Annotated in this window: 13 protein-coding genes; 10 read left to right on the forward strand and 3 right to left on the reverse strand. The window is 44.0% G+C overall.

The window, feature by feature from the left end; all coding sequences use genetic code 11:
• Positions 1–2: 2 nt before the first annotated feature.
• Complete coding sequence (locus tag L3V23_RS07640) at positions 3–533, reverse strand: GNAT family N-acetyltransferase (RefSeq protein ID WP_102965297.1); 531 nt, start codon at positions 531–533, stop codon at positions 3–5.
• Positions 534–697: 164 nt separating this feature from the next.
• Here L3V23_RS07640 and L3V23_RS07645 point away from each other — a divergent pair, with 164 nt between their 5' ends.
• The 4 genes from L3V23_RS07645 to napH all read left to right on the forward strand — a co-directional run bounded on the left by L3V23_RS07645 (position 698) and on the right by napH (position 5,310).
• Positions 698–1,819 carry a fatty acid desaturase gene (locus L3V23_RS07645; protein ID WP_102954791.1) on the forward strand — a complete coding sequence of 374 codons (1,122 nt, stop codon included), beginning with the start codon at positions 698–700 and terminating at the stop codon, positions 1,817–1,819.
• A 302-nt stretch (positions 1,820–2,121) separates the two neighbouring features.
• A complete protein-coding gene (gene dcuC, locus L3V23_RS07650) occupies positions 2,122–3,489 on the forward strand; it encodes an anaerobic C4-dicarboxylate transporter DcuC (protein ID WP_102965296.1) in 1,368 nt (455 codons plus the stop codon).
• 203 nt (positions 3,490–3,692) lie between these two features.
• The gene (gene napG, locus L3V23_RS07655; protein ID WP_042483438.1) at positions 3,693–4,454 is read left to right on the forward strand and encodes a ferredoxin-type protein NapG; all 762 of its coding nucleotides are present in this window, start codon (positions 3,693–3,695) and stop codon (positions 4,452–4,454) included.
• A gap of 10 nt (positions 4,455–4,464) precedes the next feature.
• Entirely contained in the window at positions 4,465–5,310 is an 846-nt protein-coding gene (napH, locus tag L3V23_RS07660; protein WP_102965295.1) for a quinol dehydrogenase ferredoxin subunit NapH, read from the forward strand.
• Positions 5,311–5,404: 94 nt separating this feature from the next.
• On the opposite strand, the gene L3V23_RS07665 is transcribed toward napH, so the two are convergent.
• Both L3V23_RS07665 and narQ read right to left on the reverse strand, forming a co-directional pair.
• Positions 5,405–6,037 carry a response regulator gene (locus L3V23_RS07665; RefSeq protein WP_102954793.1) on the reverse strand — a complete coding sequence of 211 codons (633 nt, stop codon included), beginning with the start codon at positions 6,035–6,037 and terminating at the stop codon, positions 5,405–5,407.
• Entirely contained in the window at positions 6,024–7,757 is a 1,734-nt protein-coding gene (gene narQ / locus L3V23_RS07670; protein ID WP_102965294.1) for a nitrate/nitrite two-component system sensor histidine kinase NarQ, read from the reverse strand. The genes L3V23_RS07665 and narQ overlap by 14 nt, the downstream gene beginning before the upstream one ends.
• A 252-nt stretch (positions 7,758–8,009) precedes the next feature.
• Between narQ and napF the strand changes: the two genes are divergently transcribed.
• The 6 genes from napF to L3V23_RS07700 all read left to right on the forward strand — a co-directional run bounded on the left by napF (position 8,010) and on the right by L3V23_RS07700 (position 12,601).
• Positions 8,010–8,492, forward strand: coding sequence for a ferredoxin-type protein NapF (napF, locus tag L3V23_RS07675; RefSeq protein WP_102965293.1), 483 nt, complete (start codon positions 8,010–8,012; stop codon positions 8,490–8,492).
• Between the two features lie 15 nt (positions 8,493–8,507).
• On the forward strand, positions 8,508–8,813 hold the full coding sequence (locus tag L3V23_RS07680) for a chaperone NapD (protein WP_042483070.1): 306 nt from the start codon (positions 8,508–8,510) through the stop codon (positions 8,811–8,813).
• Entirely contained in the window at positions 8,810–11,299 is a 2,490-nt protein-coding gene (gene napA / locus L3V23_RS07685; RefSeq protein ID WP_237292153.1) for a periplasmic nitrate reductase subunit alpha, read from the forward strand. Before L3V23_RS07680 ends, napA begins: the two co-directional genes overlap by 4 nt.
• Before the next feature lie 86 nt (positions 11,300–11,385).
• Entirely contained in the window at positions 11,386–11,847 is a 462-nt protein-coding gene (locus L3V23_RS07690) for a nitrate reductase cytochrome c-type subunit (RefSeq protein WP_042483065.1), read from the forward strand.
• A gap of 26 nt (positions 11,848–11,873) precedes the next feature.
• On the forward strand, positions 11,874–12,452 hold the full coding sequence (locus L3V23_RS07695) for a NapC/NirT family cytochrome c (protein ID WP_042483062.1): 579 nt from the start codon (positions 11,874–11,876) through the stop codon (positions 12,450–12,452).
• A 14-nt stretch (positions 12,453–12,466) separates the two neighbouring features.
• The gene (locus tag L3V23_RS07700) at positions 12,467–12,601 is read left to right on the forward strand and encodes a TIGR02808 family protein (RefSeq protein WP_081878682.1); all 135 of its coding nucleotides are present in this window, start codon (positions 12,467–12,469) and stop codon (positions 12,599–12,601) included.
• Positions 12,602–12,727: the final 126 nt, after the last annotated feature.

A 12,727-nucleotide genomic window follows, 5' to 3' on the forward strand; every position in this document is an offset into this window, starting at 1 on the left:
ATTTATTCGATGGACGCCAGCATCAGTTTTGGTGTTTTCCAAGCGTAAACGAATTCTGGTACTTCAGTTCCACAAGGTGCTTTCCATAACTTTTGTAATTGATGTTCACCACCGATGTGATCGTAAAAGTCGATAGCCTGTCTGTTTTGTTCCAATACTTCCAGATAAACGCCATTATCTGGGAAGTAGTGATCAATCCACTTTGCCATTTCGCGAATCAGCTTCTTGCCGAGTCCACATCCCTGATATTCAGGGTCAATATGCAGTGATTCAATAATACTGCCACGTTCAAAATCGTGATTTCCAAACGCACAAATAAAACCAACTAACTGGTCTTTTTCTTCCAACAACAAAATATGCTGATTAAAAGGTGGGTTGGTAAGGCGAGTTTGCCAAATCACAAGTCTGTCCGGCAGTGCTTCATTATCGAGATAATCTTGCTTCAATAAACCTTGGTAATGTGTTTTCCAACTACGAACATGAAGAGCAGCGATTTTTTCATAATCACTATATTCCGCTATCCTAATTTCCATTTATTAGTCCTTATAACTTCCTGTAAGGATTTCTAGTACCCATTCATACTATTCATTTAGGATGAAAAAGCAAAACATACTGGTCACAATTTTGCTAAAGTTATTTGACTTACACGTGTTCGCTGATAATCTAGCGCACACTTGTAAGCCCAAAGGACTTTATCATGACAACTAAGCCGCCAGTTATATGGCTAAATGTCGCAATATTCTCACTCAGTTTTATTTTAGCTGCGGTTGTTACACCGTGGTTTGGTTGGCATTTTGGCTTCGGTGCTGAGCACTGGGTTTGGCTGATCGTCTGTTTTGCTTTCTGCAACCTGTCAATTACCATGGGCTATCACCGCCTATGGTCACACAAGACTTTTGAAGCCCATTGGCTAGTTCGTTTGTTGTGTGCTCTCGGAGGTGCATTTGCGTTGCAAAATAGCGCACTGCATTGGTCTTCCGATCACCGAGTACACCATAAGTTTGTCGACCAGAATGACAAAGATCCCTACTCAGCAAAGAAAGGCTTTTGGTATTCACACATCGGTTGGATGCTGCGTCACTACAACCAAGCGGTGTATGACGACTACAGTAACTGCCGTGATCTACAAAAAGATAAGATTGTGATGTGGCAACATCGTTATTACGTGCCTCTTGCAGTGCTTATGAACCTTGGTGTGCCTCTACTACTTGGCATTATCTATAACGATATCATCGGTATGCTGCTGATGGTTGGCGCTGTTCGTCTGGTACTTAACCACCACACCACTTTCTTTATTAATTCTCTGGCGCATATTTGGGGTTCACAGCCATACACCAATAAGAACACCGCAAGAGACAACGGCGTTTTGGCTTTCTTCACCTTTGGTGAAGGCTATCATAACTATCACCACATCTTTGAAAATGATTACCGAAACGGTATTTATTGGTGGCAGTACGATCCAACCAAATGGCTCATCAAAGCTTGCTCATGGGTAGGCTTGACCAAGAAACTAAGAAAAGCCCCAGCACTGAAAATTGAGAAGGCACGCGCACAGATGGCGCTTGTTTATGTGCAAAGCAGAATCCTGTCACTGCCAAACCACGTCGTATTAATGAATAGCTTTCAACATGAATTTGATGCTTTCATCAGCGAACTGCACAATTACTACGATATTAAAAGACAACTGATTGAAAGTAAGAAAAACCTAGCATTTAAGAAGTATGAACGTTCTATGCTCAAGGTTCGCTACGAGCAAGTTAAACTCGATTTTGTTGAAAAAAGAAACCGCTGGAACCGAATAGTTTCACAATACGCTTAATTCTCCCTCTCTTTTAAAAAAGTGGCGCATTTGTGCCACTTTTCTTTTTTAACTCCTTAGCATTAGAAATTCTCATACAAACGATAATATTATCTAATAAATATATTTCTTAATATTATTCGGAGTTATTATTCACAAAAAGAACAATACCCTGTAAATGATAGTTTAATTTTTATTGCTTTAGATCATTCAAAGTGCAAGTTGAACTCGTGCCACAGAGAAGTTTCGAGTAAATTGCCGTAACACTTTGCAACATTTACTTTTAACTTTACTCGCATCATTCTCATAGATTGGAGACTACTATGCTTGAACTTCTCATCGGGTTAGTTGTTACGATTGCTGTTGGATACCTGATCGTAAAAGGCTACAAAGCGGCTGGCGTACTACTGACTGGTGGTCTTGTGCTACTCATTCTCACCGGTATTATCGGTCATACTGTATTACCTAAAAACGTTGCTTCAACAGGCAACTTGCTTACAGACTCATTAGAATACGTGAAATTCATGCTGCAAAACCGAGGCGGTGGCTTGGGTATGCAAATCATGCTGTTGTGTGGTTTTGCTTCTTACATGACTCATATCGGTGCAAATAATGTTGTGGTAAAACAGTTTTCTAAACCACTTTCTTTTATTAAATCACCTTACATTCTGCTTGTTTCTGCATATATCGTAGCTTGTTTAATGTCACTGGCTGTAAGCTCTGCAACAGGTCTAGGCGTGCTATTAATGGCTACCTTATTCCCGATGATGACAGCAATGGGCATCTCACGCCCAGCAGCAGCAGCAGTATGTGCTTCACCAGCGGCAATCATTCTTTCTCCAACGTCTGGCGACGTTGTTATTGCGGCTGAAAAATCAGGCTTGAGCCTAGATGTGTTCGCGGTACAAACCGTTCTTCCTGTGTCTATCTGTGCCATTATCGTTATGGCGATTACAGCTTACTTCTGGAACAAATATCTGGATAAGAAAGACAACACGCCAATGGAACGAGTTGATGTGTCTGAAATTGAAGTGAATGCTCCAGGTTATTACTCAATTCTGCCATTCCTTCCAATCATTGGGGTGTTCCTGTTTAACGGTAAAACCATCGAAGGTTTATCTCTGGATATCTACACCATCGTTGTTGCTTCTATCTTTGTTGGTGCCTTAGTACACTACGTATCTCGTAAGTTCAACGGTAAAGAAGCGTTAGAAGACCTAGAAGTGTGTTACGACGGTATGGCTGATGCGTTTAAAGGCGTGGTAATGCTATTAGTGGCAGCTGGCGTATTTGCACAAGGCTTGATGTCTATCGGCGCTATCGACAACCTACTTCACCTTGCAGAAACTGCGGGCGCAGGTGGCGTTGCACTAATGCTTATTCTGACCATCTTGACGGTTGCCGCAGCAATCGCAACAGGTTCAGGTAACGCACCTTTCTACGCATTCGTGGAACTTGCACCGTCATTGGCCGGAAAATTGGGTCTGAACCCAGCGTTCCTAATTATCCCAATGCTACAAGCATCAAACCTAGGCCGTACTATTTCTCCGGTATCTGGTGTTATCGTTGCAACTTCAGGTATGGCGCACTTAAGCCCGTTTGAAGTGGTTAAACGCACCTTCCTACCAGTGATGACAGGTTTGATTACAGTAATTATCGGTACTACGGTTCTTGTTCCTATGATGGCGTAACATCAGCCGAACTTAACCATAAAAAGGCCAGCGATTTGCTGGTCTTTTTGTTTTCAATCTCTGCACATTTTTCATTTATATTAGCTTTCACTTGACCTGAATCAACGGAGTGTTCGTACACTACTTTGGAGGTAGCGACTATTCTTATGCACACAGATAATGTGGTTATAATTTTAGTAGTGCGTTTTATACAGGGTTGGCGTATGAAAACTTCTCGTCCAAAAATTTCCGAAAGCCGCCGTCGCTTCTTAAGAGATGCTTCCAGAACTGCGGTCGGTGTTGGTGCAGCCGCATCACTCCTCGGATTGCAATCTCTGCAAAGTCAGGCAAGAGAAACTTCTGGTGTCCCTATTCGCCCACCAGGTGCATTACCAGGTAACGATTTCGAAAAAGCCTGCGTGCGTTGCGGCTTATGCGTTCAGGCATGCCCATACGATACTTTGAAGTTAGCTTCGCTTCTTTCACCTGTTGCTGCGGGTACTCCATACTTTACTGCGAGACAAATACCTTGCGAGATGTGCGAAGACATTCCTTGCGTGAAAGCCTGCCCCAGCGGTGCTCTCGATCCTGCGCTAACCGATATAGATGATGCAAGGATGGGAACTGCAGTACTGATCGACCAAAAGAACTGCCTTAATTTTCAAGGCCTACGTTGCGATGTTTGTTACCGCATCTGCCCTGCTATTGATAAAGCCATCACCCTTGAAACCATCCGAAATGAAAGAACAGGTTTTCACGCCAAATTTATTCCCACCGTTCATGCCGACTACTGTACGGGCTGCGGTAAGTGCGAAGAAGCCTGTGTGTTAGATGTAGCGGCAATAAAAGTGGTCCCAACTGAACTGGCTCAAGGCCAACTCGGTAAGCACTATCGCCTAGGATGGGAAGAGCATTCTGAAGTGCGTATCGACACCGAAGAACACGGTGGCGTTCCAATTAAACCATTTAACGGCAACCAGCTTTAGGAGGTGGATGATGGCTAAACATTTGGCTAAAGACGCCGGTAAAGCGGCAATACAAAACTTGGGTTGGTGGAAAGCGCATCGCTTTTTGATCCTTCGCCGAATTTCTCAGTTTTCCATTATTGCGCTGTTTATGGCAGGCCCAACGTGGGGAGTGTTTAGAGGAAACCTTTCGTCTAGCACTCTGTTTGATGTTGTTCCTTTTACAGATCCACTCTTGTTGTTACAAACCATCGCCGCAGGGCATCTTCCTGAGTTCACGGCAATTTTAGGCGCTCTGATTGTTGTAGCATTATACGCAGTGATCGCACCAAGAGTGTTTTGTGCTTGGGTCTGCCCACTGAATATCGTGACTGACTTAGCCGCGTGGCTACGCAGGAAACTGAATGTAAAAGCGAGCTATTCATGGCCAAAGAGTCTGCGGTATTGGCTAATTCCAGTGCTGCTGATTGGCAGCGCTATTTCCGGAAGCGCGTTATGGGTGTGGATTGACCCTGTTTCTGCGCTGCATCGGGGCCTGATATTTGGTATGGGTGCTGGCTGGATGCTGATTGTACTTGTCTTCTTACTCGATCTGTTACTGGTCGAACATGGCTGGTGTGGTCACTTATGCCCCTTAGGTGCGACCTACGGCATCATCGGAAAACAAAGCATTATGCGTATCACGGCGACAGACAGAAACGCTTGCACCAAGTGTATGGATTGTTTCAACGTCTGCCCAGAACCGCAAGTTCTTAGAGAGCCGCTAAAAGATGGCGACATCAGGGTGATGGATCAGGACTGTATTAGCTGCGGACGCTGCATCGATGTGTGTTCTGAAAAGGTATTTGAATTTAAAACTCGTTATTCGAAACTATAACGACTGCCAAAATTGCAATCTGTAACTAATAGCAATCTGTAAATAAAAAAAAGAGGCAATTAGCCTCTTTTTTGCATCTGATAAGCCGCGATTGTTATCTCAGCTCGCCGTAGCGTTCCAGATAGAGCACTGTTGCTGCTGTACGCGAAGGAACTCGTAACTTTTTCAGCAAACTCTTCATGTGAACTTTTACTGTCGCTTCAGAAATAAACAAGTGATCCGCAATTTGCTTATTCCGATACCCTTTTGCCACTTCCGCAAGAATTTGAGATTCACGATCAGTCAAAGAGTCAAATACATCTGAGTGCTCCTCACGCTCACGAAGATATTTCGCTACGACACTGCTGTAGGCTTTCTCACCTGAAGACGCTTGTTTTAGCAGTTCAATCAGTTCGTCAGGCTCAGTATCTTTTAGCAAATAACCATCAGCACCTGCTTTCACTAACGCTTCTATGTCTGCCGCACTGTCAGATACGGTCAGTATAACGATGGTTGAGCTGCATCCGTCGGTGCGTAGTGCCTGAAGCGTATCAAGCCCAGACATCCCCTTCATGTTCAGGTCGAGCAGGATTAAGTCCGGCTCATCTTCGTGGGCCAGAGCGACGGCTTCAGTACCGTTGCTTGCTTCCGCGATCACGTCAAAATCGTCTTCTAAGCTCAATAACTGATTAATGCCCCTACGCATTAGCGGGTGGTCATCCACCAACATTACTCTAATCTTCGTCAACGTTAATGTCCTTAGACTGTTTAAATTTCAAAGTTATTCTGCAACCGGAATTCAGAGAAGAGTTCACTGTCAATTCTCCATTTAGGCGGGCCGCTCGCTCTTGCATTATGCTTAAACCATAGTGGTTAAGTTTTGCATCGTGTTCTTCAAAACCTACACCATTATCTTCGACCACGACAACAACATCGCCGTCAACTTCGTTGCACTCCACGACTATTTTCGTAGCGTCTGCGTGCTTAATGGCGTTAATTACTGCTTCTCGGATCAACTGCATTAAATGCACCTGTTGATGTGCATTTAACTCCAGCGAAGAGAGATTATTGGTTAACTCAATTGACGCACTGGTGTGCTCTTTCAACTGATTGATCATTTCCAATAACGCTCGCCCGAAATTACCTTCTTTAATGGTTAACCGGAATGTGGTCAGCAGCTCACGCAACTGAGTATAGGCTCCGGATAAACCCTCATCGATATCTTTAATAATGTCTGTTGTCTTCTCACTTTGCGGCGTTTGGTCTAGCTTGTTCATGACACGCTTAAGTAACGAGACCTGAATTTTTAAATAAGAAAGCGACTGAGCAAGAGAGTCATGTAGTTCACGCGCGATGGTCGCACGCTCTTCCATCAGGAGCAACTGCTCTGCCTGCTTCTGCGCTTTGTTAAAATAAACAGCGCGTGAAAGCATCTGTACAAAGCTATCAATCAGTGCTTTATCCGGGCATGGTAACCCCGCCCGCCAGTACAGTCTTCCTAACGTCTGTCCATCCACCATCAATGGTTGCTCGTGGCAGTTGTTATTGCAATTGCTGTCACAATAACCTTCATTTAAAACAATGCCTTTGCCCGCCTCTTCATCTATTTCGAGGCGAACAGCATCAATCCCTTCAACACTAACGATTTGTTTAAGTAACGTCTGAAAGTTCTCTTGGCTAATTCGAGAAGCCGTTAACTGTTGTGACGACTCATAAAGTACCTGCAATGACTGGTTTGCATGTTGGAGCTTATGGGTCTTCTCATTGACCGCATTTTCAAGCCCGTGATACAGCTTGCCTAACTCATTCGCCATGTCATTAAACGTGCGGGTCAATATCGCCATTTCATTACGGCTGGTTGTTTTCAATTGCACATCAAAAGAGCGGTTCTGTACCTGTTCACTCGCCACAACTAAATTACGTAGCGGGCCTACAACTTCTCTTCGAGTATAAATAACAACCAACGCAGAAACCAAAAATACACCGCCAAGGCCTAAGCCCCCAACCCATGCCAGTTTGATTAATTTACTTTCAGAAAACTGCTGCAGTTTAAACACAAACACATCAATTTGGCTGACGAACCCCGCCACAAGGTTCAAATATTCAGCACGTTGGTCACTTTTCAAGATTGTTTTCAGTTCTTGCCAGCGGATGATGATGTCGTTGTAATCGGACTGAATATCTTCAGGCACTGTCCAATGTTTTAACGCCTGCATAGACGGAGAAAACAGTGACTGTTCGAAACTTTCAATATGACTGACATAATCGATGGAGGAACTCTGAATATCGTGCGCTAAACGATAGCTTTGCATACGCATCGAACCTGAAACATTGACCGCTTCTGCGTCATTCAATGATGATGCTAGTGTTATAATCGCGAAGCTAATTGTTGCAAACGACATCATCACAATGCTAAACATTGCCTTGGCAATTGTGCCAATCAGCGACCTTTCTACTCTTCTAACCAAACTGGTGCATTTCCTTCATTTTGACGTCTGTCGTCTTTCTTAAATTTTGAATCACAGTCAAACACTATCAATATGTGATCACTCTCGCTGGAAATAATTGATCTAAAACAACGCTTACCCCCAATTACCCCCTAATGGGTATTTAAGAAAATAGCCTGAAAACTACAATTTTCATATGGATATGTGAAAATTGTGGCTTAACAACTTTGAGCTACAATTTACCTATCGCTTACAAAATATAAGGTGATTGTAGTGGTCGATTTAGCCAGACGTCGATTGTTCTCGCGTAAAACTGTTGAAGACTCAGCAATAATAATGCCTTGGGTTAAATCAGCGGCTTCTTTTACCGACGATTGTACACGTTGCGGCAAATGCGTTTCTGCTTGTGAAACCAAGATCATCATTAATGGTGACGGTGGTTTTCCAACCGTAGATTTCAGCCGAGGCGAATGCACATTTTGTTATCAATGTGCCGAAGTTTGCCCGGAGCCTATTTTCCTTCCACAGTCCAATTCACCTTGGCAGATTAAAGCGGATATCAAACAAAATTGTTTGGCGTATCAAAACGTTGAATGTCGTAGCTGTGGTGAAACATGTGACACCATGGCGATTCAGTTTAAGTTGCAACTCAACAAAGTTGCACAACCAGTTATCAATGTTGATGACTGCAGCGGTTGCGGAGCATGTGTTTCTGTATGCCCAACAGCAGCTATCCATGTAAGCAACACAATATAAAAATGAGAGTAATGTATGTCACTGAATGAAGTGCACATTTCAAGTTTGGTGATTCATGTGCTTCCACAGCATCTTGAATCAATAAAGGCTCAAATCGAAGAATTCGAGAATGCTGAAGTCTACGGTGACAGCCCTGAAGGTAAAATTGTGGTTGTTCTCGAAACCGAGAATCAAGGTTTTATTACCGACACAATTGATGCCATCAACAATTTACCTAACGTGCTAAGCACTGTTTTGGTTTATCACCAAATCGAAACAGATTTAGAGCAGTTGGACGAAGACACTGGAATTCAACAATCCCAAACAGAGGATGAAGTATGAAAATGACAAGACGAGCGTTTGTGAAAGCAAACGCAGCAGCATCAGCTGCAGCTATCGCTGGAGTAACATTGCCAGCTTCTGCTGCTAACCTGATTGCTAGCACAGATCAAACCAAAATTACCTGGGACAAAGCGCCTTGTCGTTTCTGTGGTACTGGCTGCTCGGTTTTAGTGGGTACACAAAATGGTCGTATTGTGGCAACTCAGGGTGACCCTGAAGCACCAGTAAACAAAGGCCTAAACTGTATCAAAGGTTATTTCCTTTCTAAAATCATGTACGGTAAAGACCGTCTTACTCAACCTCTGCTTCGTATGCGCAATGGTGAATACGCTAAAGATGGCGACTTCACGCCTATTTCTTGGGACCAAGCCTTCGACATTATGGCTGAAAAATGGAAAGCATCGCTTGCTAAGAAAGGCCCAACAAGCATCGGTATGTTTGGTTCTGGCCAATGGACAGTAATGGAAGGTTATGCGGCAGCTAAATTAATGAAGGCTGGTTTCCGTTCAAACAACATCGACCCGAACGCTCGTCACTGTATGGCATCTGCGGTAGTGGGTTTCATGCGTACTTTCGGTATTGATGAACCTATGGGTTGTTATGACGACTTAGAAAATGCGGACTCTTTTGTACTTTGGGGTTCGAACATGGCCGAAATGCACCCTATTCTTTGGAGCCGTCTAACTGACCGTCGCTTGAGCGAACAGCATGTAAAAGTAAACGTGCTGTCTACATACTATCACCGTTCATTTGAGCTTGCTGACCACGGTTACATTTTCCATCCACAATCTGACCTAGCAATTGCAAACTTCATCGCGAACTACATCATTCAGAATGATGCAGTAAACTGGGACTTCGTGAACAAGCACACCCACTTCAAACAAGCTGTGACTGATATCGGTTATGGTCTGCGTGATGAACACCCGCTACAGAAAAAAGCAAAAAATGCTAACAATGGCTCAATGAGCAACATCTCTTTTGAAGAGTACAAAAAATCAGTTGCACCTTACACTGCGGCTAAAGCATCCGAAATGTCGGGTGTGAGCGAAGAGAAACTGATTACACTAGCGAAACAATATGCGGATCCAAATACCAAAGTAATGTCACTTTGGACCATGGGTATGAACCAGCATACACGTGGCGTATGGATGCAAAGCCTTGTGTATAACCTACACTTGCTGACGGGTAAAATTGCGACTCCGGGTAACAGCCCATTCTCGCTAACAGGCCAGCCTTCGGCTTGTGGTACTGCTCGTGAAGTAGGTACCTTTGCTCACCGTCTGCCAGCAGACATGGTGGTTGCAAACCCTAAACACCGTGAAATCGCAGAAAAAGTGTGGAAACTACCAGAAGGTACTATCCCACCAAAACCAGGTTTCCACGCGGTTCTTCAAGACCGTATGCTGAACGATGGCGTACTGAACTGTTACTGGGTTCAATGTAACAACAACATGCAAGCCGGTCCTAACATCAATGAAGAACGTCTGCCAGGGTACCGTAACCCAGAAAACTTCATTGTAGTTTCAGACCCATACCCAACAGTAACAGCGCAAGCAGCTGACCTGATTCTGCCAACGGCAATGTGGGTTGAAAAAGAAGGCGCTTACGGTAACGCAGAGCGTCGTACTCAAGCTTGGTACCAACAAGTTGGTACTATCGGTGAATCAAAATCTGACTTATGGCAGCTAATGGAATTCTCTAAACGCTTCAAGATGGAAGAGGTGTGGCCAGAAGAATTGCTAGCAAAAATGCCTGAATACCGTGGCAAAACTATGTTTGATGTGCTGTACAAAAACGGTCAGATCGACAAGTACCCAGTGAGCGAAGCACGTGAACTAAACGATGACGCACACCACTTCGGTTTCTACGTGCAAAAAGGTATTTTCGAAGAGTACGCAATTTTCGGTCGCGGCCACGGTCACGATTTAGCACCTTACGATATGTACCACCAAACTCGTGGTCTACGCTGGCCAGTAGTTGATGGCAAAGAAACACTATGGCGCTACAAAGAAGGCTCAGATCCGTATGCGAAGAAAGGCACTGGCTGGGATTTCTACGGCAAACCAGACGGCAAAGCATGGATCATCTCTGCTCCATACGAAGCGCCACCTGAAATGCCAGATGCAGAATACGATTTATGGCTATGTACAGGCCGTGTTCTTGAACACTGGCACACAGGTACTATGACTCGCCGTGTACCTGAACTTTACAAGGCCTTCCCGGATGCTGTGTGTTTCATGCATCACGAAGATGCTGTCGCACGAGGTCTACGCCGTGGTGATGAAGTGGTCATTGCTAACAAACGCGGCGAAGTTAGAGCGCGTGTAGAGACTCGTGGTCGTAACAAGCCGCCAAAAGGCTTGGTATTCGTACCATTCTTTGATGCTCGCATTCTGATCAACAAGTTGATCCTAGATGCTACCGACCCACTTTCAAAACAAACGGACTTCAAGAAATGTCCGGTTAAAATCACAAAAGTGGCTTAAGTAAAGCAAGCGTATAAAGGCTGCCCTTCGGCAAAATCTTCGGGCAGCCACATTAAAGAATTTAGCCATTAGGCGGAGAATGTAATATGAAAAAATTACTGGTTGCACTGTTATCTGTAGGTGCTGTTTTGTCCGGCGTAGCCTTTGCGCAAGCTGAGTTGGATCTTCCAGGTGGAACAGGTGGTTTGGAATCTTTGCGAGGTTCTAGCCTTCTTGAAGAAACGCGAAACGCTGATGAAATGAAGAAAATTCCTCGTGAACAATCTTTAGAAGCGGATTACGTTTATCAGCCGCCACTAATTCCACACTCAATTCGTAACTACGAAGTCAATAAAGATGCGAACAAGTGTTTATCTTGCCACAGCTGGAAAAACGCCAAAGATATGGGCGCAACGAAAATTAGTGTAACGCACTTCCTAAACCGTGAAGATGCAGTACTTGCTGATGTATCACCTCGTCGTTATTTCTGTTTGCAATGTCACGTTCCTCAAGCGGACGCTCAACCTTTGGTTGAAAATGACTTTAAGCGTGTTGAATCACTTCGCTAAGCAAACCAAACAATAAGAGGCGATTTATGAAACTACTTAAAGCGTTTTGGAGTAAGTTAACTAGGCCAAGTAAAGCGGCTGCTGGTGTTATCTTATTCTTGGGTTTTTCTGGTGGCTTGCTATTTTGGGGCGCATTTAACACAGGTATGGAAATGACCAATACGGAAGAGTTTTGTTCTGGTTGTCATGCTCCTATCGTTGCCGAAATCCAAGAGACAATTCACTACTCTAACCGTTCAGGGGTTCGAGCAATCTGTTCAGACTGTCACGTACCACACGAATGGACAGATAAAATCATTCGTAAAGTTCAAGCATCAAAAGAGCTGTTTGCACATTTCGTAACGAAAACTATCGATACTCCAGAAAAATTCAAAGAGCGCCGCGCGCACTTAGCAGAGCGTGAATGGGCAAGGATGAAGAAGAACGACTCTCTCGAATGTCGTAACTGTCACCAATTTGAATTTATGGATTTCTCAGAGCAAAGTGAACGTAGTGTTCAACAACACTCTACTGCCCTAGCGTCTGGTGAAAAAACATGTGTAGACTGCCACAAAGGTATCGCACATAACCTGCCAGATATGCACGGCGTAGAAGGCTGGCAATAACAAGGAGCACAGAAATGAGTACACTTGAATCCATTATCTGGCATGTTCTAGGTTACAGTGCTATGCCAGTCATTATCCTAGGTGGATTTGTCGGGGTCGCGGCCGTTTCTATTGGCATTCTGTCCCTGACGAAAGATAAAGAGTCGTAAACGCAAATTATCCCTGACGATTTTTTACTTAACTTTACCCAAATCCGGTGCCCAGCACCGGATTTTTTATTTTAGTTAAAGCTAAATTAACAATATGCGATGAATTGAGATCTGGCACCAATTCAT

Source organism: Vibrio sp. A1-b2, from assembly GCF_021726015.1.
Classification (GTDB): domain Bacteria; phylum Pseudomonadota; class Gammaproteobacteria; order Enterobacterales; family Vibrionaceae; genus Vibrio; species Vibrio diazotrophicus.